The following is a 24260-nucleotide window of genomic DNA, read 5'->3' as shown; positions in this document are numbered from 1 at the left end:
ACATGAGGGTAGCAGTAATTGGAACCGGATATGTTGGACTAGTAAGTGGTGCATGCTTTGCTAAAATGGGCAACAGCGTGATCTGCGTCGATGTCGATGAAAAAAAGATCGAGGCGCTAAAAAACGGTATCGTGCCTATATATGAGCCAGGGCTTGCTGATATCGTGAGTGAGTGTTACAAAAATGGCTCGCTTAAATTTAGCACGCAGATAACTGAGGCGCTAGAGCATGCAGATGTGCTATTTATCGCGGTTGGCACGCCTATGGGCGCTGATGGGCAGGCGGATTTAAAATATGTGCTTTCAGTTGCTAAATCGATTGGAGAAAATTTAAGCAAACCGCTAATCGTAGTCGATAAATCAACCGTTCCAGTAGGCACAGGAGCTAAGGTGCACGAGGTGATCGAGGCTGAGCTTAAAAAGAGAAATGTAGAGGTTAAATTTGAAGTAGTCTCAAACCCAGAGTTTTTAAAAGAGGGTGCGGCAGTCGAGGACTTTTTAAAGCCAGATCGCGTAGTTATCGGAGCTAGTAGTGAGTGGGGCTTTAGCGTGATGAGGGAGCTTTATGAGCCGTTTATGAAAAATCACGACAGGCTCATTTGCATGGACGTAAAATCAGCCGAGATGACAAAATACGCTGCAAATTCGATGCTGGCAACCAAAATAAGCTTTATAAACGAGATAGCAAATATCTGCGAACGCGTGGGTGCAGACGTAAATTTAGTACGAAAAGGCATCGGTAGCGACTCAAGGATCGGATATAGCTTCATCTATCCCGGCTGCGGATACGGTGGTAGCTGCTTTCCAAAAGACGTCGAGGCGCTTATCTATACCGCCAGACAAAACGGATTTGAGCCAGAGCTTTTAAACGCGGTTGAGTCAAGAAATAAGGCTCAAAAAAGAGTTCTGTTTGATAAAATTTATAACTTCTTTGGCGGCGATCTAAAGGGCAAGACGATTGCGCTTTGGGGGCTTGCGTTTAAGCCAAACACAGACGATATGCGCGAGGCTAGCTCGATAACTTTGATAAAGCTTTTGGATGAAGCTGGCGCAAAAGTGGTCGCTTACGATCCAAAAGCAAGCGAAGAAGCTAAAAAATATATGCCAAATTTAGATATAAAATACGCTAAAAATAAATATGACGCGCTTAATAACGCCGATGCTATGGTGCTTGTGACTGAGTGGAGTGAGTTTAGATCGCCTGATTTTATGGAGATCAAAGAGAGGCTAAAAAAATGCTGTCATATTTGACGGGCGCAACCAATACAACGCTAAAATTTTAGCCGAGCATGGATTTAAGTATTTTCAAATCGGAGTAAAGGCATGAGAGAATTTTTACTTTTTATCGTATCTTGCGTACTTCCGTTTGCGCTTTTTGCAGGCGAAAACGCGCCAAAAACCGAGGAAAATATCTTTGAGCTACCTATCTCGAAGATGCCACCTGATTATTTTAAATACGAAGTCGCATTTTTTAAAGAGATAGAAATCGACTGCAACTTCGCCTTTTTACTCGGCGGAAAGCTCGAGGAAAAAGAGGACGCGCGCGGGATTTATTACGAATTTAGCGGCGGCGACGAGCTAGCGCAAACGATGATGCTCTGCAAGGACGGAAAGAAAAAGAGGCGGGTTTATTATGAATTCACTAAAATTTTACCAGGCGTTAGCCCTATTAGAATCATAACTCCAAAAGGTGTAAGTGCGGAAATAAGAATGTATGAACGCGTAAAAAAGATAGAAGCAAAAAAGAAAGGAAAAAGTAAATGAAAATAGCAGTAGTAGGACTTGGATATGTTGGACTTCCACTCGCAGCAGCTTTTAGTGAAAAGTACGAGGTTGTAGGCTTTGATGTAAATGCAAAACGTATAGAGGAGCTTAAAAATGGCTACGATAGAACGCTTGAACTTAGCAACGAGCAGATGAAAAAAGCAATCGATAATGGCATGAAATTTAGCCTAAATTTAGACGATATTAGAAGTTGCAACTTCTTCATCGTAACCGTCCCAACTCCGATAGATAAAAATAAACGACCCGATCTAACCCCAGTGGTAAAAGCAACCGAGAGCGTAGCAAAAGTGCTTAAAAAAGGCGACATCGTTGTTTATGAAAGTACCGTTTATCCAGGCGTTACAGAAGAAATTTGCGTGCCACTTCTTGAAAAAAGTGGGCTTAAATTTAACAAAGACTTCTTCTGCGGCTACTCTCCAGAGCGTATAAATCCGGGTGACAAAGAGCACACTGTAACTAAGATCAAAAAAATCACAAGTGGCTCAACCCCAGAGATCGCTGACAAGGTTGATGAAATTTATCGATCGATCATCACAGCTGGCACTCATAAGGCCTCAAGTATCAAAGTAGCCGAGGCTGCAAAGGTAATCGAAAACACTCAGCGTGATATAAACATCGCCTTTATAAACGAGCTTGCGATGCTGTTTGAAAAGCTTCATATCAACACCATTGACGTGCTTGAAGCTGCTGGCACGAAATGGAATTTCTTAAATTTCCGTCCAGGTCTAGTTGGCGGACACTGCATCGGAGTAGATCCATACTACCTCACTCACAAAGCTCAAGAGGTAGGCTATCATCCTGAAATGATCCTAGCAGGCCGTCGTATCAACGATGATATGGGCAGATACGCAGCTGATCAGGTTATAAAACTAATGATAAGAAAAGGCGTGCTTATCAACAAAGCCCGCGTGCTTGTTCTTGGTATGACATTTAAAGAAAACTGCCCAGATATAAGAAATTCTCGCGTTATAGACGTGGTTGATGAGCTAAAAGACTTTGGCTGCAAGGTCGATGTGACTGATCCTTGGGCTGATAGTGCTGAGGTAAAACACGAGTACGGCTTTGATCTAGTAAAAGAGTATAACCTAGATGACTACGACTGCATCGTGATCGCCGTAGCTCACAATGAGTTTAAAAAGCTAAATTTAAAAGGCCATTTAGTTTATGATATAAAAAATATCTACCCAGAGGCTGACGCTAGACTGTAAGGAATTTAGTGCACAAAGTAAGCATGAATTGTAAAATTTTACTTATATTTCTGGCTGCTTATCTGTTTGGATTTGCGGCTAGGATGCTCTGGGTATTGTGGGCAAAGGATATGCCAGAGTTTTACTTTAATGGCGAATTTATGCTTACGACAAATGACGCATATTATTACGCAGAGGGCGCTAGAGATATGCTGGCTGGCTTTCATCAGCAAAATGACTTTAGCCCCTTTAATCACCCAATCTCAACCATAGTTTTTTATATTTGCAAAATTTTTCCTTTTAAGATCGAAAGCGTGATGTTTTACATGAGTATCTTTTTAGCTCCTCTTATCGCGCTTCCAGTTATTTTGATATCAAATGAGCTTAAGGTGCTAAAAGCTGGGGCTGTGGCGGCATTTATGAGCGTTATCTTGCCAGGCTATCTTGTAAGGACATCACCTGGATATTTTGATAGCGACATGTTAAATGTCACATTTGCGCTTTTTATCATCTATTTTTTGATCAGGCTTTTAAACACAAATGAACAAAAATTTATCGTTTTGCCTGGAGTCTTTGTATCGCTTTATCTTTGGTGGTATCAAAGCTCATATGCACTTATTTTAAGCATTTTCTTTATGTTTTTACTATATACGCTAGTTTTTATGCGAGATAGATTGCAAAATTATCAAGCGATATTTTTTATGTTTATAAGCATCGTAAGCTCAAATATTTTTACTAAAGATCCACTAATAGCAAATAAAATTTTGATTTTTAATTTAGTGGTTATTGCTTTATTTTTCTCTCTTTTTTGTAAATATAAAAATTTACTCTCAGCTAGAAATTTAGCCATTTTTCTTACTTTAATGCTAGCTATTTTTATCTATTTTGGTGGTTTTGATTTCATTACCTCAAAAATGGGCATTTATGTTTTTAAAGGCAATGAAATTCTTAGCGATAAATTTCACTTCATAAATGAGCATAATTTCATCAGTGAAGTAAAAAGTGCTAGCCATTTGTATTTTATCTATTTCATGTCGGGAAATATTCTTATACTACTGGCGGCTATTATTGGATACTTGCTACTTTGCTTTAAATTTCGTCCATTTTTACTTACTTTGCCAATGCTTGGACTTGGACTCCTCTCTTTCTTTGGTGGAGTTAGATTTGTTATGTACGTAACACCACTTGTTGCGCTTGGTTTTGGGTATTTCTTGCATTTTTTTTTAAATTTATTTGATCTTAGAAATTCTATTAAAAATTTATCACTTTTGGTTTTTGTCGTAGCCGCTCTTGCTATAAATTTAGATTTTGCTTATTCATATAGGCCAAAGACTGTAATTAGCCGTGATGAAGCAGTAGCGCTTGATGGGCTCAAAAAGCTCACTAAGCGCGATGATTATGTATTTTCATGGTGGGATTACGGGTATGCTATAAGGTATTTTGCTGATGTTATGACTTTAAACGATCCTGGCAGACAAGGTGGCGAAAATAATTATTTTGTTAGCCTTGCTTTGAGAAAAGATGAGGCATTTTCAGCCAAACTTGCAAGAGTAGCAGTTACATATAATGACATCTCGCTTGAGCAAAATATAAGGCCAATAGATAAAATTTTAAAAGACTACAACACAAGCGATATAAATACTTTTTTGAGCCAGCTTGAGAGTGAAAATTTTTCTCAGCCGGTGGCAAAGAAGGCGGTTTATTACTATCTTGTGCCTAATATGATTGACATTGCACCAAATATCTTTAGATATAGCTATATCGACATTACAACTGGTAAAAGGCAAAAAGAGGATTTTTATCATGTTAGCGCATTAAATGGCATTAGCGAAGCTAGTATCGACCTTGGAGACGGCTATACTTTGCCTACAAATGAGCAAAAATTTATCATACATAACGGTGAAAAAATAGCCGTAAAATCATTTTATAAGGTAAAAGGATCCGGAAAAGATTTGCGAATAGATGAAAAAATCATAGATGAAAACGCTAAAATTTATGTGGTTTTTTTAGAAGACTATGCGCGGATATTGTTGCTTGATGAAAATGCTTTTAACTCATCTTTTGTGCAGCTTTTTATATTTGAGCGAGCTGATGAGCGGTACTTTGAGCCATTTGTCATCTCAAGTGGCGTAAAAATTTATAGGTTAAAAGTCTAATGCTAATCAATCTAATAAGCTCGATCGTCGTTTTTGTCGTATCTATGGGTATAAATTTCTTTCTTACGCCATTTATCTTAAAAAGTCTTGGCAACGAGGCATTTGGCTTTGTAGGCCTTAGCAACGCCATCGTTAGCTACGCAGCAGTCATAAGTGTAGCGATAAACTCGGTCAGCGGGCGCTTTGTCGCTCATGCGTGGCACAAAAAAGATCTAAGCCTTGCAAACACCTACTACTCATCAGTGCTTGTCGTAAATATCTTCTTTTGCGCCGTTGTTGTGGTGCTTAGCTCCATTTTTATACTAAATTTGCAAAGCCTTTTAAATGTCCCTGAAAATCTACTCTTTGATGTGAGAATGACCCTTGTTTTTTACTTTATAAATTTCTGCGTTGGGCTATTTAACGGCGTTTTGACTGTCTGCGCCTTTGTGACAAATAAGCTCTATCTACTCTCCATCAGAAATGCCATCTCAAGCGCGATCCTGGCAATCCTCATCGTGGCGCTCTTTTTCTTTTTTAAGCCATTTATCTCATATATCGCCATTTCAGCGCTAGTTGCTAGCCTTTTTGTCTTTTTTAGCACCATTTTTATGTCAGCTCGCATCACGCCAGAGCTAAAATTTAGCCTTAGTAAATTTGACTTTTCTAAGATCAAAGAGCTTTTAAGCTCTGGCATTTGGAATAGCTTTAATGCGCTAAACCGCATACTTTTAACAGGCATGGACCTATTTATTTGCAACATTTTTGTAAATGCAAACGCCACTGGCCTTCTTTCAGTCGCTAAGGCCGCTCCTATCATACTTGAGAGCTTTGTAGCGCAGCTTAGTGGTATCTTTGCGCCAAAATTTGTCGAACTTTACTCTAAAAATTTGATCACGGACCTAATAAAAGAGGCTAAATTTTCAATGAAGGTGATCGCCTTTGTGATGAGCGCTCCAGCTGCATTTTTTGTCGTTTTTGGACTTGATTTTTACACACTTTGGCTACCTTTTAAAAGCGCATATGAGGTCAAATTTATCTACAACGTCTCGATGATCACGCTTGTGCCTATCGTCTTTATAAGCTTTGTTTTTTCGCTTTTTAACCTTGATAGCGCGACAAACAAGCTTCGCCGCCCAGCCATTGCCAACACTATCCTTGGCGTTAGCACGATCATAGCGCAGATCGCGCTACTTAAATTTAGTGACTACGGCGTTTATGGCATCGTCATCGTCGCAGCCATTTTTTATAGCATAAGAATTCTTGGCTTTGATCTCATAAATGCTGCTTTAAATTTAGAGGTGAAACTCACCACATTTTACGGGGTTTATTTTAAAAATTTAGCCGTTTTTGCGCTATGCGTGCTTGCGATGTTTGCCTGCAAGGACTTTGTGAGCTTAGATAACTGGCTAAAATTTGTTATCTTTGCTGCGATATACGCCGGCGCAGCTTATATTTTGGGATATTTTTTATTTTTTAATGCCTTCGAGAGAGGCATAGTCTGGCGTAAAATTTTAAAAAAATTTAAAAGGTCTTAAATGAATGAAATTTATCTGATCTCTTTGGCCAAAGACAGCAAAAGGCGTGAGCTTTTGCAGCAGAAATTTGCCTCTTACGATAGCTTTAAGCTAATAGACGCAGTCGATGGTAGGGAGCTAAACGCGAGGGAGTACTACAAGATCATTTCGCCATCATTTAAAGCTTACGGCAAGGTTTTAAGCCCGGCTGAGGTTGGCTGTTCGCTCTCGCACGTAAAAGCTTATGAGGCGTTTTTGGCAAGTGAGGCTAAATTTGCCCTCATCTTTGAAGACGACGTGATAGGCGATGATGAGGACATAAAAGAGGCCTTTTTGGCAGCTAGCAAGATGCCAGAAAACAGCGTGCTCATATGTGGCATGCAAGATGGGCTAGAGGGCAGGTTTAGCGCCTTTGGCAAAAAGGTGGATAGTAGCCTAAGTAAGCCACTTTGGCAGGTATCAAAGCACTCATTTTCAAGTATTTATAGAGCAGGAGCATATGTGCTAACTAAAAAAAGTGCTAAAAATTTGCTTGAAATCCACAAAAATGCGCTTTGCACGACTGATGTTTGGGACTATTTGCTTGGCGTTAATGATATGCAGATGTATTTTTGCGATCTTTTTGCGCACCCAACTGATCTTAGTGGCTCAAACATCGAGGGCGAGCGCCTTGAGAGAGGATACAGCGCAAATTTAAAGGCCTACATAAAAACAATTAAATTTATATTTTTCTCACGGCTTGAAAAGCTTCAAGGCTATGAGAGAATTTTTAAAAGGGGCTAAATGAGCGAGCCATTAATCAGCATCGTAACCGCGACCTACAAGCGTCCAGAGCTTTTAAAAAAGGCCATAAAAAGCGCTCTAGCTCAAAGCTATAAAAATTTAGAAATAGTTGTAACCGACGACGGCGATGACGAGAGTGCGAGTAAAATTTGCAAGAGTTTTAATGACGCAAGGATCAAATTTGTAAAAAACACCGCTCACAAAAAGAGCCCAAATGGCAACAAAAATAACGGCTTTGACAACGCAACAGGCGAGTTTGTCTGCTTGCTTGATGATGACGATGAGCTAATGAGCGAGGCGATTGCTGAGTGCTATGAAATTTTAAAAAGCGGCGAGTATTCGTGCGTTTTTGCAGATGCGATCTGCGAAAAAGATGGCGTGATGACTGATATGATGGCTGGTAGAAGCCCATATAGCAAGAGTGGGGCGATGAGCAAGGTTGATTATCACTGCGGACGGATAAATGGCGAGTATTTTAAGCTTTTTTCGCGTGAATTTATAGATGGCTTTAGGTTTGATGAGAGCAGTTTTGGCGGCGAAAATGAGCTTTATATCCGCTTTTTTGAAAAAAATGTCTTTTATCTTAAAAAGCCACTTTACATCTACCGCATCGCAAGAAGTGATAGTGCGACGCTAAATGCCGGCAAACACGCGTTAAGCGTAGCAAAAGCCTACATAAAAACAGCGAATTTGCACTACGACATTGCTATAAAAAATGAGCCAAAATTTCTAGCTATACAGTATAAAAATGCCGCTTACTACGCCAAAATAGCAGGCGAATATGGCCTTATGTTAAGGTGTATCTTTAAAAGCCTTAGCATTAAATTTAGTAAAGAGGCGTTTATTTTCTTACTGCTTAGCCCACTTCCAAGTGGCATTTTGCCGGCACTTTCAAAGCTTAGAGTGAAGATAAAACAAAGGTTTGGCGTATGAGGATATTATTTGTCACATCAACGCTTAGAAGTGGCGGTGCGGAGCGAGTTTGCGCGGTGATCGCATCAAGATTTAGCTTGGATCACGATGTAAGCCTTGTTAAATTTGATAAGGACGAGCCATTTTACGAGCTAGCAAGCGGCGTGAAGCTCATAAATTTAGGCGTTGGGGCTGATGAGCTTGGCTTGATTGGAAATTTAAAAAAGAGAGTTTTAAAGGTGCTTGCTTTAAGAGCGCTCATACGAGAGGGTAAATTTGACGCTGTGATATCCTTTTTAGATGCCGTAAATACCTTGGTTCTCTTTAGCTCAGCTGGACTAAAAACGCCTATAATCATAAGCGAGCACACAAACTACCTTGCGCCAAAAAGAGCCATTTTTAAGGTGCTAAGACGCATAAGCTATCCATTTGCAAACGCACTTAGCGTCTTAAGCGATGAGGATCTAGGGCATTACTCGAAATTTTGCAAAAATGTGATGAAAATTTACAACCCACTCTTTGAAGAGGTGTGCAGTGAGAGCTTTGCTAAAGAAAATTTAGTCATCTTTGTTGGCAGGCTAAATAAGATAAAAAACTGTGAAATGTTTGTAAGAGTGGCTGCAAATTTAAAACAAAGTGGCTACAAATTCGCTGTTGCTGGAGATGGCGGCGAGAGGGCAAATTTAGAAAATTTAGCCAAAAATTTGGGTGCAAATGTCGAATTCTTAGGCAGCGTTAGCGACATCGCCTCGCTTTATAAAAGAGCAAAAGTGCTGCTCTCTTGCTCAAATTTCGAGGGTCTTGGAAACACCTTGATAGAAGCTATAAACTATGACTGCGTGCGTGTTGCGACAAGAACTAGCGGAGCAAAAGAGCTTATAAAAGATGGCTTTGATGGCTTGCTTTGCGAGATAAATGACGCTGATCAGATGAGCAAAAAGCTTGCAAAAATGCTCCAAGATGAGGCAAAAATGGGCGAATTTGCTAAAAACGCAAGGGCTAGACTTGATGAGTTTAGCGTGGAGCAAATTTATAAAAAATGGCTGGAACTTTTAAGGCTTGGAGGTGTGAAGTGAAAATTCTTTTTGTCATCGCCGCACTTAGAAACGGCGGAGCTGAGCGAGTGCTAAATGTGCTTGCAAATGAGCTTAGCAAGGACAATGAGATCACTATCGCTCTTCTTGAAGAGGACCTTGGGTTTTATAAATTTAATGAAAAGATAAATATCATAAACCTTAACGTCACTGGCTCAAGGCTCGCTTTAAAATTTAAAAAAATCCTAGCTCTTAGAGCGCTTTTTAAAGAGCAAAAAGCTGATCTCATAATTAGCTTTATCGACTGGACAAACGTCGCTTGCGCGCTGGCAAATGCTGGACTAGATAGCAAACTAATAGCGACCGAACATCACGAACACAGCTACTTAAAAAGCAAAATCGCAAGCGCTATGCGTGATTTTGCCTACCGCTTTGTAGATGGCTTAAGCGTGCTAAGTAAAAGTGACTTCAACTACTATAAATTTGCCAAAAATTGCGAGATCATCCACAACCCGCTTTTTATCGACATACCTGAAATTTATGAGAAGCAAAACGTCATCTTAAGCGTGGCAAGGCTGGAGGTGGTAAAGGGCTATGATCTCTATTTTGAGGCGCTTAGCAAGGTGGATAAGAGCTTGCTTGATGGCTGGGAGATAAAGATCGCAGGCAGTGGCAGACAGGAAGCCGAACTGAAGCAAATGGCGTCAAATTTGGGGCTTAACGTAAAATTTCTAGGTCACATGAGTGATGTCACAAAGCTTTATAGTGAGGCAAAAATTTTTACTCTTTGCTCAAGAAGCGAGGGGCTTTCAAACGTACTAATCGAATCAGGCGCCTTTGGCTGTGCTAGGCTAAGTAGCGACACCGTGGGTGCAAGAGAGCTTATAAATGACGGCACGGACGGGCTTATCTTTAAAAATGGCGATGCAAATGATCTTAAAGATAAGCTTGAGATGCTTTTAAAAGATGAAAATTTAAGGCAAAAACTAGCAAAAAATGCCAGCGAAAGTGCAAATTTATTTAGCAAAGAAAATATTATCAAGCAGTGGCGAGAATTTATAAAAAAGGTTGTTAGCAAGTGAAAAAATTAGCCGTTTTTTTATACTCGATGGGGCCTGGTGGTGCTGAGCGAAATGTGGCAAATTTACTGCCATTTTTAGTTAAACTTTATGAAGTTCATCTCATCTTAATGAGTAAGGTCATCGCCTACGAGATCCCAAGCGAGGTGCAAATCCACTTTATAGAAAATAGTGATCCTTACGAGAGCGGGCTAAAGAAGCTCGCAAGGCTCTTTTTAGCGATGCCAATGCTTGCTTTTAAATATAAAAAGCTTTGTCAAAATTTAGGCATCGACACGCAGTTTGTGCTGATGAACCGCCCATGCTATATCGCTTCAATAGCTAGAATTTTGGGCTTTAAAAAAAAGCTAGTTATCAGCGAGCGAAGCTGTCCATCGGTCCTATATAAAGACGATCTAAGCGGCAGGGTTAATAAATTTTTACTCACTCATCTTTATAAAAAAGCAGATCTCATTCTTGCAAATGCAGTTGGTAACAAAGAGGATCTAGTGCGAAATTTTGGTATGAGTGATACTAAAACAAAGGTGCTTTATAACGCCCTTGATCTAAAAACTATAAATTTGCTAAAAGATGAGCCACTTGAGAGTGACTTTAAGCCATTTTTCATAAACATTGGCCGCCTTGATAGTGGTAAAAATCAAACCATGTTAATAAAAATAATAGCTTCTATTAATGACCCTCGTGCAACGCTTGGCATTTTAGGGAAAGGGCCTTTAAAGGACGAGCTGCAAAATTTGATAGATAAATTTGATGTGGGTGATCGAGTAAAGCTTCTTGGCACTGATAAAAATCCATTTAAACATATAAAAAACGCCTCTTGCTTGCTTTGTGCTTCGCGTTTTGAGGGCTTTTCAAATGTCTTGCTTGAAGCACTAGCATGCGAAAAAACAATCATCTCAACCGAGCACAAAAGCGGCGCAAAGGAGCTTTTGGGCGATAGCGAGTTTGGCATCTTAGTGCCAGTTGATGACGAAAATGCGATGAAAGAAGCGATGATAAAGGTGCTTAACGAGCGTGAAATAAGGCAAAATTTTGAAAATGTTGCGTATAATCGGGCTAAATTTTTTGATAGTGAAAATATAGCGAGCAAGCTTATAAATTTTTTGGAAAATCCTAATGAATAGAAATTTATTTTTTAAAAATTACTCTTTATACCTTATGATATTTGTCGCGGTCCTTTTTGGCATGGTTTGTAGGCTTTACTGGGTCTTTTGGGCGAGTGAGTATCCAGTCTTTTTTTGGAACAACGAGCTGATGATCAGCACAAACGACGGTTACGCATTTGCCGAGGGTGCAAGGGATATGTTAGCTGGTTTTCACCAAGAAAACGACCTTAGCTACTACGGCTATCCGCTCTCGACGCTTACTTACTGGATCGTGAAATTTCTAGGCGTCAAGCTTGAGACGGCGATGATTTATATGAGCGTATTTTTCTCGTCGCTTGTGGCTGTGCCTGTTATCTTGATCGCAAATGAATACAAAGTAAAAATGGCTGGCTTCATCGCTGCACTTCTTGCAGTGATCGCAAATAGCTACTACAACCGCACGATGGCTGGTTACTACGACACCGACATGCTCATCATCACTCTTAGCGTCTTTGTCGTTTGGGGGCTTGTTAGAGTGCTTGAGAAAAAGGATGCAAAGAGCCTGATAATAGCACCTTTAAGCGTGCTTATCTATATGTGGTGGTACTTAAGCGCCTTTTCGCTTATTAGCATTTTAACTGGGTTATTTTTACTTTATACGCTCATTTTTGATAGGAAAAATCCACTTTTTTACCTTGAAATTTCGCTGCTTTTACTTGCTATCTCAAACCTTGATCTAACGCTTAAATTTATCGCTATCATCGCTATTTGTGCGTTTTGTCTTTTTAAAAAAGAGGTGATAAATTTAAAAATTGCTCTTGGCGTTTTGGCAATTATCTTTGTTATTTTTGTCATCCGTGGCGGGCTAAATCCGATTATTTTTCAGCTTAAATTTTATGTTTTCAGAGGAAGTCCAGAACTAAGCGGCATGAGCTTTCACTTTTTTAATGTCAATCAAACCATCCAAGAGTCAAGCATCGTTGATTTTACGCTATTTTGCGAGAGGATCAGCGCAAATATCATCACATTTTTGATCTCGCTTGCAGGTGTTACTCTGTTTTGCTACAAGCACCGCTCATTTGCCGTATCGCTTGGCATGCTAGCTCTTGGCTTTTTGGCATTTAAAAGTGGCCTTAGATTTACCATTTACGCTGTGCCTATCATGGCACTTGGTTTTGGCTATTTAGTGGAATTTATACTTTCAAATTTAAAGCTAAAAGGAGCGGTGCTAAATCTTGCGAGAGCCTTTGTAACCGTGCTCGCCTTAACTCCAGCACTCATTCATATCTATGGTTACAAAGCTGAGCCGGTTTTTGTACACAAAGAGGTTGAAATTTTAAATAAGCTAAAAGGCATCGCGGATCGCGAGGACTACGTGGTTGCGTGGTGGGACTATGGATATCCGATCAGATATTACAGCGATGTTAAGACGCTCATTGACGGCGGAAAGCACCTTGGACGTGAAAATTTTGCCGTGAGTTTTGCGCTTGGAAGCGATGAGATAAGCTCAGCAAATATGGCAAGGCTTGATGTTGAGTACACAGAGAGAAATTTTAAAGAGCGATTTAATGGCAATTTGGCTCAAATTTTAAAAGAGAGAAATGCAAGCATCGATCAGTTTTTTAGTGATATAAAAGAGGCAAATTTTAGCTTACCAGCAAAGACAAGGGATATTTATTACTATCTTCCAGATAGGATGCTTGGTATTTTTCCAACCATTTTGCAGTTTAGTAAGATCGATCTAAAAAGCGGTAAAAATTTAAATAACGGCCTTTTTATCGTCACAAGAGCGATCTCTCAAAATGAAAATGGCATTAGGTTAAATGGTGGTTTTACGCTCACAAGCGATGTCACAAATTTAATCTATGATGGCAACATCTTGCCTCTTAAATCTTTCATAGAGACTGATTATAACGAGGCTGGCAAGCTAAATGTCAAAGAGTATAAAAATAACGAAAGCTCAAATATTTCTGTCATTTTTATGAGAGATTATGGTAGGTTTATCATCCTTGATGAAAGTATTTTAAATAGCGCATACATCCAGCTTTTTGTGCTTGAAAGGTACGATCCAAAAATTTTTGAGCCAGTCATACTTGATGGGGCGGCAAAAATTTATAAACTAAAGAGGTAAAAATGGCAAGGATAGGGTTTTTAAGCCACGCTGACATGAGTATACACTTTTTTAGGCGTCCAATAATGCAGGCTTTAAAAGATATGGGACATGAAGTTTTTGCTATCGCTCCAAAAGGTGACTTTACTGACGAGCTTGCTAAAAGCTTTCACTCCGTCACTTACGAGCTTGACAAAGCCAGTCTAAATCCACTAACTGTTATAAATAACTCAAAAAAACTATCTCAAATTTTGGGCGAGCTAAATTTGGACCTGCTGCAAACTGGCGCTCATAAGTCAAATGTATTTGGCACATTTGCCGCTAAAAACGCTGGTATAAAGCATGTGATAAATTTAGTTGAAGGCCTTGGTAGCTTTTATATCGATGATGATATTAAGACGAAGGCTGTGCGTTTTGTCATGGAGCGCCTTTATAAATTTTCATTCGCAAAGGCCGATGTTTGCGTGTTTGTAAACGACTCGGATGCTGATTATATGATCTCTCGTAATTTGATAGATAAAAGTAAAGTTTACCGCATAAAAAGTGTCGGCGTGGATACTGCTAAATTTGATCCAGCTATCACGCAGGCAGCGGACTTGGGTGAAAAAAAAGTCATTTTAATGATCGCAAGAGCCATGTGGCACAAGGGCGTTCGTGAATTTTACGAGGCAGCTGAAATTTTAAATGGCTACAAAAACTGCGAATTTGTCTTTGTGGGCGAGGGCTTTGCTGGTAATAAATCAACCGCAGATGAGAGCTTTTTAAAAGGTGGCAAGGTGCGGTATCTTGGCGCTAGAAACGATATACCACAGCTTTTAAAGGCTTCTTACTTGCTAGCACTCCCTAGCTACAAAGAGGGCTTTCCAAGAACGGTTTTAGAGGCGATGAGCATGGCTAAAGCAGTCGTTGCAAGTGACGTGACAGGCTGTAATGAAGCTGTAAAAGAGGGCTACAACGGACTTTTATGCAAGGTAAAGGACGCAAGTGATCTAGCAGAAAAGATAAAAATTTTGCTTGATGACGAAGCGCTTTGCGCTAAGCTTGGAGCAAATGGCAGGGACTGGGCGGTAAGCGAGTTTGACGAGAAGCAAATCGCAAAAAGATATATAGAAATTTATAGGAAATTTATAGATGTATAGAAATTTTTTAAAGAGGGTGATTGATATTTTAGGAACTTTGTTTTTGCTTATTTTAACATCGCCTATCATCATAGCAACGGCTATCTTTATCTATTTTAAAGTAAGCCGTGATGTCATTTTCACTCAGGAAAGACCAGGTCTTAATGAGAAAATTTTTAAAATTTATAAATTTAAGACGATGAGTGACGAGCGTGACGAAAATGGTAATCTCTTGCCAGATGAGCAGCGTCTTGGTAAATTTGGCAAACTGATCCGCTCTCTTAGCCTTGATGAGCTACCACAGCTCTTTAACGTGCTAAAAGGCGATATGAGTTTCATCGGACCAAGGCCGCTTTTGGTCGAGTACCTACCCATCTACAACGAAACGCAAAAGCACCGCCACGACGTGCGCCCTGGTATCACGGGCCTAGCACAGGTAAATGGTAGAAATGCCATAAGCTGGGAGAAAAAATTTGAATATGACGTCTATTACGCTAAAAATTTAAGCTTTATGCTTGATGTAAAGATCGCTTTGCAGACCATCGAAAAGGTGCTAAAACGAAGTGGTGTCAGCAAAGAGGGGCAGGCGACGACGGAGAAATTTAATGGCAAAAACTAAGAAAATTTACATATACGGAGCGAGTGGGCATGGCCTTGTGGTTGCTGACATCGCTAGAAATAGCGGCTATGATGAGATAGTTTTTTTAGATGATGCTAGTGAGCGTAAATTTAGCCCAGAGCTTGAAAAAGCTGACATCATAATAGCTATTGGCGAAAACAAAACTAGGCAAAAGATCAGTCAAAAGGTAGAGACTGCTGGCTTTGAGATAGTAAATTTGATCCATAAAAGCGCGGTTGTGAGCGAAAGTGCTGTGATAGAAAAAGGCGTAGTAGTCATGCCAAATGCCGTGATAAACGCAAAAGCTCGCATAAAAGAGGGCGCTATCATAAACTCTGGCGCGGTGATAGAGCATGAGTGCGACATAGGTAAATTTGCTCACATCAGCCCAAATGCAGCCCTTGCTGGAAACGTTAGTGTAGGCGAATTTACGCACATAGGTATTGGCTCAAGTGTCATTCAAGGTATAAGTATCGGCAGCAACTGCATCATCGGCGCTGGAAGTGTGGTGGTAAGAGATATAAAAGATGGCACAAAGGCGTACGGAGTGCCAGCATGCGAGCGCGCTAAGATATAAATTTAAAAATAAGTGCTAAAATCGCCAAAAAATCACGAAAGGGATGAAATGGATAGGGTTTTTTTATCTCCACCAAATATGAGCGGAAAAGAGCAGGAATATATAAAAAAAGTTTTTGAAAGCAACTATATAGCGCCACTTGGCGAGTATGTAAATAAATTTGAAGAAAGTATAAAAAGCTACACCGGAGCCAAAGATGCTCTTGCGCTAAGCGCTGGAACGGCGGCACTTCACCTAGCACTTCGCGTCCTTGGTGTAAAAGAGGGTGATTTTGTGCTGGCTTCTAGTTTTACTTTCATGGCTTCAGTCTCGCCTATACTTTATGAAAAAGCAACTCCAGTATTCATAGACTGCGATGAGAGCTGGAATTTAAGCCCTGAACTACTTAAAAAAGCGATCTCAAATTTACCTAAAAAGCCAAAGGCATTAGTCGTTACTCATCTTTACGGTCAAGCTTCAAAGATGAAAGAAATTTGCGAAATTTGCCAAAACGAGGGCATCGCTTTGGTTGAAGATGCAGCTGAAGCACTTGGCGGATTTTACGGCGGTAAGGCGCTTGGTACATTTGGCGTGATGGGCGCATATAGCTTTAACGGCAACAAGATAATCACCACTTCAGGCGGAGGTATGCTAGTTGGCGACAAGGAATTTGTAGAAAAAGCTAGATTTTACAGCACTCAAGCAAGAGAGCCTTTGCTTCACTACGAGCACAAAGACTATGGCTATAACTACCGCTTAAGCAACGTGCTAGGCGCTATTGGCGTGGCACAGATGGAAGTTTTAGAAAAAAGAGTCGAGCAAAAGAGAAAAGTCTTTGAAATTTATGAAAAAGAGCTTGGCGATATTTTAGAATTTATGCCAGAGCTGCCAAATTCTCGTGGCAACAGATGGCTCACAACTGGCGTTTTTGCTAAAAAAGATGCACATTTAAAAGTTATCAAAGCACTAGCTGATGAAAATATTGAGAGTCGCCCACTTTGGAAGCCTATGCATTTACAGCCTGTATTTAAAGGTGCATTAAGCTTTGTCGATGGATATAGCGAAGACCTATTTTCAAGAGGAATTTGCTTGCCAAGCGGTAGCGATATGAGCGAGGAGACGCAAGCAAGAGTGATCAAAATAGTCAAGGAAAATGCGTAAATGTTTCATGCAACGAAGTTAAAAAGGCTCGTATTTTTCCTTCTTGGCGATGTTTTTATATTTGTTTTTTCGATATATGCGGCTTATCTTTTAAGATTTAACGCCGACATCCCAGATATCTATGTGCAAGGGCTTTTTGTAACGGCTGGATTTTTGATCGTATTTAAACTATTTTTTATGTGGATGTTTAAAATTTACAAGGTACCGTGGAGATTTTTTGGATTAAACGAAGCAAGAAAAATTTTCCTAGCTCACGTTTGCTCAGCGGTTTTATTTACGATCATATTTTTTATCATTCAAGATTTTTTAAATCCATACCCAAGAAGCGTCATTTTCATTGATCTTCTTATTTCATGCTTGCTTGTTGGGCTTTTAAGAATTTCAAAACGCATGGTGCTTGACTTTTCAAATAGACCTCACAAAGGTGAGCCTTGTATCGTTATAGGCGCAACGTCAAAAGCGCTTCACGTCTTGCGTGGCTTAAAACAAGGGTATCTTGATTATTACGCAGTTGGTGTGGTAGATGGCAGGAGTGATCTTGTTGGCACTTATTGTGATGGATTTTTAGTTCAAGATAAAAAAGAGATACCAAGTCTTATAAAAGATTATGACGCAAAGACCGCTATCATCGCGCTTGCATTAGATCAAGATGAGCTTCAAGCTCTAGTTGATGAGCTAAGTGGATATGGCATAAGAGATATGAAGCTCTTCTCTCTTATCGAAAATGAGCCGATCAAGGATATCTCTATTGAAGACTTGCTAGCTAGAAAGCCAAAAGATTTAAACCCAGAGGCTATTTCAAATTTTTTAAAAGATAAAAGAGTGCTTGTCACTGGAGCTGGCGGTAGCATAGGAAGTGAAATTTGTAAGCAATGCTTAAAATTTGGTGTAAGTGAGCTTATAATGGTCGAGCACAGCGAGTTTAACCTTTATAAAATAGGCGAAGATACAAAAGATAAAAGAACTGTTAGCAAGCTTGTAAATATCACAAATTTAAAAGACTTTGAAGAGGTTTTTGAAGAATTTAGACCAGAGATCGTCATCCACGCTGCAGCCTACAAACACGTGCCACTTTGCGAGCTAAATCCTCGCTCAGCAGTTGAAAACAACATCCTTGGCACAAAAAATGCGGTCGATCTTTCTAAAAAATATGGTGCTAAGAAATTTGTCATGATCTCTTCAGACAAGGCTGTGCGCCCAACAAACATAATGGGTACAACTAAGCGTGTTTGCGAGCTTTACGCACTAAATTCAAACGAAGCAGGTGTGTGCGAGATAGTTTGCGTGCGCTTTGGTAACGTCCTTGGCTCAAGCGGCTCTGTCATACCTAAATTTAAAGCGCAGATCGCTGCAAATAAGCCACTAAGTGTCACTCACCCAGAGATCACAAGATACTTTATGCTTACATCTGAAGCGTGTCAGCTAGTCCTTCAAGCAGCCTCTATCGCAAAAGGTGGAGAGCTTTTCGTACTTGATATGGGCGAGCCTGTTAAGATCGTTGATCTTGCTAAAAAAATGCTTCTGCTTTCAAACAAAGAGCATCTGGGTATCGAATTTGTAGGGCTTAGACCTGGCGAGAAGCTTTATGAAGAGCTACTTATCAACAAAGATGACGTTCAAACCAAATATGAGTCGATCTTTGTAACGCATTCAGAGCCTTATGATTTAGTGCTTTTAAACTCGCAGATAAGTGAGCTTTTACAGCTTGAGGATAATGAGATCGCACCTGCACTTAAAAAGATCGTTCCTGAGTTCAATCACGCATTAAATTTAAAAGGTTAAATTTGGTTATTAAAGATATTAAGAGATTTAGTGATACGAGATATAAGGCAAGAGCATATATTTGCTATTTATTTAGTAGAAATTTGCCAAATAGACTGCCTGGAGTTTGTTTGGAGAACATAAAAGCTGGCTTTGATAAGATCAGTCACGAGATAGAAAATTTTGATGCACTATACATCTTAGACGAAAATGGCGTGCAGATCGAAGACTCGATCAGCCTAAATGAGAAGTATAAAATTCCAAAGGGCGAAAACCGTGCAAATAAGGCATACTATTATACTGCAGTGCGCGAGAAAAGGTGTGTTTTAAGCGATCCCTATCCATCAAGTCTAAATGGAAATTTATGCGTCACAGCAAGCGTGCCTATCTATAATGAAAAAAGTGAGCTTAAATTTATTGCCTGTATTGACATAAGCTTAGAAAATATCCTAAAAATGGTTGATGGTGGCTTTGTCGAGGAGCACTTTGGTAGATTTTTAAAGACTGTTTACACACTATTTTGTGCCTCACTTTTTATGATCTGTGCGTTTTTGTTTTGGCACGGTGTGAAGAGCTTTATATCAAAGAGTATCGAGCATATAAATGTTGAAGAAATTTTTGAATCAACTATTATTTTAACGCTGGCTCTTGCCATTTTTGATCTTGTTAAGACGATATTTGAAGAAGAGGTTTTAGGTAAAAATCACGAGGAAAATAGCGTTATTTATAAGACGATGGTGAGATTTATCGGCTCAATTATTATCGCACTTGCAATCGAGGCGCTAATGCTAGTCTTTAAATTTGCTATCACTGCACCTGAAAATATTATAAATGCTATCTATCTAATAGGCGGTGTGGCGATGCTGATGGCGGCACTTAGCTTTTATCTTTTCAGCGTAAAAAGACAAGAGAACAGATGATCGCTATTATTGATTATGGTGCGGGCAATATCAAAAGCGTGATAAATGCTTTTAAATTTCTTGGACATGAGTGCGTTTTAGTAAGTGAGCCTGATAGTTTAAAAGAGTACTCTCACATCGTTTTGCCAGGCGTTGGAGCTTTTGGTGAGGCGATGACAAAGCTAAAAAATAACGGCATGGACGAAGCTGTAAGAGAAGCCGTAAAAAGCGGCAAAGTATTTATTGGTATTTGTCTTGGCATGCAGCTTTTATTTGAGCGAAGCTTCGAGTTTGGTGAGCATAAGGGACTTTCTCTTTTACCTGGTGAGGTCGTAAAATTTAATGAAGCTAATTTCGATAAACCATTAAAGATACCCCACATTGGTTGGAATGCTTTGGAATTTAAGCAAAATAGCCCATTAAATTTAGGACTAAAAAGGCTTGAGTATTTATATTTTGTACATAGCTATCATGTGGTTTGTGATGATAAATTTGCACTGGCAAAGACAACTTATGGATATGAATTTACAAGTGCGGTTTGGTATGAAAATGTCTTTGGCTTTCAGCCTCATCCAGAAAAAAGTCATGAAGCTGGACTTAAAATTTTAGAGAATTTTGCGAGGTTGTGATGGAAATTTTTCCAGCAATAGATCTAAAAGAGGGGCAAGCAGTTAGACTTAGCAAAGGTCTTATGCAAAGTGCAAAAATTTATAGCAACGAGCCAAGTGAACTTGCTAAGAAATTTGAAGATTATGGCGCAAAATGGCTTCATGTGGTTGATTTGGATGGTGCATTTGCTGGAGAGATGATAAATTTTAAAACAATTGAAAAGATTACAAAGGCTACGAATTTAAGCGTCCAAGTGGGTGGTGGCATAAGAGATGAAGAGCGAATAAAACGCTATTTAGACCTTGGAGTTAGCAGGGTGATCCTTGGCTCAGTTGCCCTTCGTGATCCAGAATTTACAGCAAAAATGGCTGAAATTTATAGAGTTGTAGTCGGCATTGACGCAAAAGATGGCTACGTAGCCGTGCAAGGTTGGGGCGAGATCTCAAATATAAAAGCAATTGATCTTGCAAGAAAATTTGCAGATGTTGGCGTGGAAGCTGTGATTTGCACCGATATTAACAAGGATGGAATGCTTGGCGGAGTTAATGTTGAGTTTAGCTTGCAAATAGCTAGAAATAGCAAGCTTGAGACAATAGCAAGTGGTGGCGTGAGTGATATAAATGATATTTTGATGCTAAAAGCCACAAATGAGATTAGTGGCGTAATAGTTGGAAAAGCCTACTATGAAGGGTTGCTTGACTTAAAAGAGGCCTTTAAACTACTTAGATAGCGTTAAAGCTTTTATAAATTTAAATTAGCTAGAATAGGGCAATTTTTACTAAAAGGATATTATGTGAAGATTTTGGTTGTAGATGACAGTTCAACAATGAGAAGAATCATAAAAAATACTTTACAAAGGTTAGGACATCAAGAAATTCTTGAGGCTGAGCACGGTCTTGAGGCCTGGAATATCTTAACTCAAAATGAAGGTATCGAAGTTCTTATCACTGACTGGAATATGCCTGAGATGAATGGTCTTGAGCTTGTTAAAAAGGTAAGAGCAGAGCAGAAGTATGTTGATATGCCTATCATAATGGTAACAACAGAAGGCGGAAAAGCCGAAGTTATAACAGCTTTAAAAGCAGGTGTTAATAACTACATCGTTAAACCTTTTACGCCACAAGTTTTAAAAGAGAAGCTTGAAGACGTTCTTGGTTAATGAAAGATAAATTCTACGAATTAAGCATAAAAACATCAAATTTTTATGATGAAATTTTAGAGCTAGTTTTCTCTTTTGGGGTCACCTGTGTAGAAGAGCTAGATCACGAGATCATCATCAGGGAAGAATATGATCTAAAAGATATAGCTTGGGGTATCGAAGAGTATGCAAAAGGGCTCTCTAGTGTTCGTAAAATTTCAAATGATTTAAAAATTTCTCTTAATTTAAAAGAAAATAAAGACTGGCTAGGTGAATATAAAAAGGCAGTTAAGCCTATTTTGGTTGATAAAATTTATGTTAGACCTAGCTGGGAAGAGCCACTTAATGGCGTAACAAATATCATAATCGACCCAGCTCTAGCCTTTGGCTCAGGGCACCATGAAAGCACAAATTCTTGCTTGCAGCTTTTACAGAAATATGCAAAAAGTGGCGATAGCGCTTTAGATGTGGGATGTGGAAGTGGAATATTAAGCATAGCTTTGGCAAAGCTTGGCTGCAAGATCGATGCTTGTGATACAGACGAGCAAGCCACGCAAAGCTCACTTAGCAACGCCAAGTTAAATGAGGTTAAATTTAATAAAATTTGGACAGGTTCTATCGCAAATTTAGAGCAAAAATATGACATTGTCGTAGCAAATATCATCGCTGATGTCATTTTTATGCTCTCAAATGACTTAAAAAAATCGCTTAAAAAAAGCGGCTATTTGGTATTGTCAGGAATTTTAAACAAATACGAAGATAGAATTAAAGATGCATTTAAGGATTTGGAGCTAATTGAGATAAAACAAAGTAACGATTGGAGTAGCTTTGTTTATAAGGAAATAGATGAATAACCAAAATAATAACCAAAATAATGGCAATAATAACGGTTTTTTTAATAAAAATCCTATTTTCATTTTTGCCATTTTCGCAATAGTTATAGTTTTAGCTTTTAGAAGCTTTAGTGGAGACGGACTTGGTGGCTCTTTTGGGCTAAATAGCAATGCTCAGAGTAAAATGGTAGCTTATTCTGAGTTTAAAGATATGTTAAAAAATAAGCAACTAAATGAGGTTGCTATCTCAGAGACTACCATAAAGGGCATAGGTAGTGACAAAACCATCTACCTCGCAAAGCGCATAAATGATCCAACGCTCATTGGCATACTTGAGCAAAATGGCATAACTTACAGCGTTTATAGCGAAAATAACTGGTTTGGAGATCTTATATTTTCATGGATCATCCCAGTATTTATATTTTTTGCCATTTGGATGTTTATTGCTAGTCGTATGCAAAAGAACATTGGCGGTGGCATACTTGGTATCGGAAGTGCAAAAAAACTTATAAATTCTGAAAAGCCAAAAGTTAAATTTGACGATGTTGCAGGCGTTGAAGAGGCAAAAGAAGAGGTTCAAGAGATAGTTGATTATCTAAAAAGTCCTGATAAATATCTAAGGCTTGGGGCAAAAATTCCAAAGGGAATTTTGCTAGTTGGCCCTCCAGGCACAGGTAAAACACTTCTTGCAAGAGCAGTTGCAGGCGAGGCTAGTGTGCCATTTTTCTCTATGTCAGCATCAAGCTTTATAGAGATGTTTGTCGGTGTTGGCGCAAGTAGGGTTAGAGATCTTTTTGAAAATGCTAAAAAAGAGGCTCCAGCGATCGTTTTTATAGATGAGATCGATGCGATCGGTAAAAGTAGAAATTCTGGTCCGATGGGCGGCAATGACGAGAGAGAGCAAACGCTAAATCAGCTTCTTTCTGAGATGGACGGCTTTGATGCGGATAAATCGCCAGTCATCGTTATAGCTGCTACAAATAGGCCTGAAGTTTTAGATGCTGCGCTTTTAAGACCAGGTAGATTTGACAGGCAAGTACTTGTTGATAAGCCTGATTTTAAAGGACGTTGCGACATCTTAAAAGTTCACATGAAAGATGTAAAGATTGGCAAAGATGTAAATATCGAAGATATCGCAAGGCTTACGACCGGCTTAGCTGGTGCTGATCTTGAAAATATCATAAATGAGGCAGCACTTCTTGCAGGACGTAAGTCAAAGACCTTTGTCGAGCAGGCCGATCTTGTGGAGGCTGTCGAGAGATCGATCGCTGGACTTGAGAAAAAGTCTCGCCGCGTAAATCCAAAAGAAAAAAGAATCGTCACTTATCATGAGTGCGGCCATGCCTTGATAGCTGAGCTAACAAAAGGTGCAAAAAGGGTAACAAAAGTCTCAGTCGTACCACGCGGTCTTGCAGCGCTTGGCTATACTCTAAACACGCCTGAAGAGAATAAATTTATGATGCAAAAGCATGAATTGATAGCAGAAGTGGATGTACTTTTGGCTGGTAGAGCTGCTGAAGAGGTGTTTATTAAAGAAATTTCAACTGGAGCTAGCAACGACCTAGAGCGTGCAACCGATATCATAAAAGCCATGGTTAGTATGTATGGTATGAGTGATGTTGCTGGTCTTATGGTGCTTGAAAAACAACGTGCTACGTTTTTAAATGGCGGTCAAAGTATCAAAGACTATAGTGATAAGATGGCTGAAAAGGTTGATGAGTTTGTAAAAACACTTCTTCATGAAAGATACACAGCTGTACTTGGTTTGCTTGAAATTTATAAAGGCGCTATTGAAAATATGGTATCAGCACTTTATGAAGAAGAAACGATCGAAGGAAAAAGAGTTAGAGAGATCATTAAAAACTATGAGATCGAAAATGATCTAGAGAGCAGACTCGTAGAGACCGAAGAAGACGAAAAGAGTAAAAAAGAGGAATAAA

General features: G+C 39.3%; 21 protein-coding genes and 1 pseudogene. All 22 read left to right on the top strand.

The window, feature by feature from the left end; all coding sequences use genetic code 11:
* Positions 1 to 2 precede the first annotated feature (2 nt).
* The 22 genes and pseudogenes from TH67_RS03910 (at position 3) to ftsH (ending at position 24259) form a co-directional block, all read left to right on the top strand.
* Positions 3 to 1326, top strand: a pseudogene (locus tag TH67_RS03910) (UDP-glucose dehydrogenase family protein).
* The gene (locus TH67_RS03905) at positions 1323 to 1763 is read left to right on the top strand and encodes an ecotin family protein (protein ID WP_072594455.1); all 441 of its coding nucleotides are present in this window, start codon (positions 1323 to 1325) and stop codon (positions 1761 to 1763) included. Before TH67_RS03910 ends, TH67_RS03905 begins: the two are co-directional and overlap by 4 nt.
* The gene (locus TH67_RS03900; RefSeq protein ID WP_072594454.1) at positions 1760 to 2992 is read left to right on the top strand and encodes a nucleotide sugar dehydrogenase; all 1233 of its coding nucleotides are present in this window, start codon (positions 1760 to 1762) and stop codon (positions 2990 to 2992) included. The genes TH67_RS03905 and TH67_RS03900 overlap by 4 nt, the downstream gene beginning before the upstream one ends.
* A gap of 8 nt (positions 2993 to 3000) precedes the next feature.
* Positions 3001 to 5127, top strand: a complete 2127-nt coding sequence (locus TH67_RS03895; RefSeq protein WP_081370907.1) for an STT3 domain-containing protein — start codon at positions 3001 to 3003, stop codon at positions 5125 to 5127.
* Entirely contained in the window at positions 5127 to 6644 is a 1518-nt protein-coding gene (locus TH67_RS03890; protein ID WP_072594453.1) for an MATE family efflux transporter, read from the top strand. Before TH67_RS03895 ends, TH67_RS03890 begins: the two co-directional genes overlap by 1 nt.
* The gene (locus TH67_RS03885; RefSeq protein WP_072594452.1) at positions 6645 to 7406 is read left to right on the top strand and encodes a glycosyltransferase family 25 protein; all 762 of its coding nucleotides are present in this window, start codon (positions 6645 to 6647) and stop codon (positions 7404 to 7406) included.
* Entirely contained in the window at positions 7407 to 8339 is a 933-nt protein-coding gene (locus tag TH67_RS03880) for a glycosyltransferase family 2 protein (RefSeq protein ID WP_072594451.1), read from the top strand.
* Positions 8336 to 9394: a glycosyltransferase gene (locus TH67_RS03875; protein ID WP_072594450.1), complete on the top strand. Its 1059-nt coding sequence runs from the start codon at positions 8336 to 8338 to the stop codon at positions 9392 to 9394. The genes TH67_RS03880 and TH67_RS03875 overlap by 4 nt, the downstream gene beginning before the upstream one ends.
* A complete protein-coding gene (locus TH67_RS03870) occupies positions 9391 to 10434 on the top strand; it encodes a glycosyltransferase (protein ID WP_072594449.1) in 1044 nt (347 codons plus the stop codon). The genes TH67_RS03875 and TH67_RS03870 overlap by 4 nt, the downstream gene beginning before the upstream one ends.
* A complete protein-coding gene (gene pglJ, locus TH67_RS03865) occupies positions 10431 to 11555 on the top strand; it encodes an N-acetylgalactosamine-N,N'-diacetylbacillosaminyl-diphospho-undecaprenol 4-alpha-N-acetylgalactosaminyltransferase (RefSeq protein WP_072594448.1) in 1125 nt (374 codons plus the stop codon). The genes TH67_RS03870 and pglJ overlap by 4 nt, the downstream gene beginning before the upstream one ends.
* Positions 11548 to 13647 carry an STT3 domain-containing protein gene (locus TH67_RS03860; protein WP_072594447.1) on the top strand — a complete coding sequence of 700 codons (2100 nt, stop codon included), beginning with the start codon at positions 11548 to 11550 and terminating at the stop codon, positions 13645 to 13647. The genes pglJ and TH67_RS03860 overlap by 8 nt, the downstream gene beginning before the upstream one ends.
* A gap of 2 nt (positions 13648 to 13649) precedes the next feature.
* Positions 13650 to 14765 (top strand): N,N'-diacetylbacillosaminyl-diphospho-undecaprenol alpha-1,3-N-acetylgalactosaminyltransferase, encoded by a 1116-nt coding sequence (gene pglA / locus TH67_RS03855; RefSeq protein ID WP_072594446.1) that lies wholly within the window; start codon positions 13650 to 13652, stop codon positions 14763 to 14765.
* A complete protein-coding gene (gene pglC, locus TH67_RS03850) occupies positions 14758 to 15363 on the top strand; it encodes an undecaprenyl phosphate N,N'-diacetylbacillosamine 1-phosphate transferase (protein ID WP_072594445.1) in 606 nt (201 codons plus the stop codon). The genes pglA and pglC overlap by 8 nt, the downstream gene beginning before the upstream one ends.
* On the top strand, positions 15350 to 15940 hold the full coding sequence (gene pglD, locus TH67_RS03845; protein ID WP_072594444.1) for a UDP-N-acetylbacillosamine N-acetyltransferase: 591 nt from the start codon (positions 15350 to 15352) through the stop codon (positions 15938 to 15940). The genes pglC and pglD overlap by 14 nt, the downstream gene beginning before the upstream one ends.
* A 48-nt stretch (positions 15941 to 15988) precedes the next feature.
* Complete coding sequence (gene pglE / locus TH67_RS03840) at positions 15989 to 17080, top strand: UDP-N-acetylbacillosamine transaminase (protein WP_072594443.1); 1092 nt, start codon at positions 15989 to 15991, stop codon at positions 17078 to 17080.
* Positions 17081 to 18862: a UDP-N-acetylglucosamine 4,6-dehydratase (configuration-retaining) gene (pglF, locus tag TH67_RS03835; RefSeq protein ID WP_072594442.1), complete on the top strand. Its 1782-nt coding sequence runs from the start codon at positions 17081 to 17083 to the stop codon at positions 18860 to 18862.
* Positions 18863 to 18864: 2 nt separating this feature from the next.
* Complete coding sequence (locus TH67_RS03830; RefSeq protein ID WP_072594441.1) at positions 18865 to 19761, top strand: PDC sensor domain-containing protein; 897 nt, start codon at positions 18865 to 18867, stop codon at positions 19759 to 19761.
* Positions 19758 to 20369 (top strand): imidazole glycerol phosphate synthase subunit HisH, encoded by a 612-nt coding sequence (gene hisH, locus TH67_RS03825; RefSeq protein ID WP_072594440.1) that lies wholly within the window; start codon positions 19758 to 19760, stop codon positions 20367 to 20369. Before TH67_RS03830 ends, hisH begins: the two co-directional genes overlap by 4 nt.
* Positions 20369 to 21079, top strand: a complete 711-nt coding sequence (gene hisA, locus TH67_RS03820; protein WP_072594439.1) for a 1-(5-phosphoribosyl)-5-[(5-phosphoribosylamino)methylideneamino]imidazole-4-carboxamide isomerase — start codon at positions 20369 to 20371, stop codon at positions 21077 to 21079. Before hisH ends, hisA begins: the two co-directional genes overlap by 1 nt.
* Positions 21080 to 21142: 63 nt before the next feature.
* Positions 21143 to 21508, top strand: coding sequence for a chemotaxis response regulator CheY (locus TH67_RS03815; protein WP_002939933.1), 366 nt, complete (start codon positions 21143 to 21145; stop codon positions 21506 to 21508).
* Positions 21508 to 22341: a 50S ribosomal protein L11 methyltransferase gene (locus tag TH67_RS03810; RefSeq protein ID WP_072594438.1), complete on the top strand. Its 834-nt coding sequence runs from the start codon at positions 21508 to 21510 to the stop codon at positions 22339 to 22341. The genes TH67_RS03815 and TH67_RS03810 overlap by 1 nt, the downstream gene beginning before the upstream one ends.
* The gene (gene ftsH, locus TH67_RS03805; RefSeq protein WP_072594437.1) at positions 22334 to 24259 is read left to right on the top strand and encodes an ATP-dependent zinc metalloprotease FtsH; all 1926 of its coding nucleotides are present in this window, start codon (positions 22334 to 22336) and stop codon (positions 24257 to 24259) included. The genes TH67_RS03810 and ftsH overlap by 8 nt, the downstream gene beginning before the upstream one ends.
* Position 24260: the final 1 nt, after the last annotated feature.

The organism is Campylobacter concisus, from assembly GCF_001891085.1.
Classification (GTDB): Bacteria; Campylobacterota; Campylobacteria; order Campylobacterales; family Campylobacteraceae; genus Campylobacter_A; species Campylobacter_A concisus_O.
Note: the sequence above shows the minus strand (reverse complement) of the source record. Positions and strands in the feature narration are given on the sequence as shown.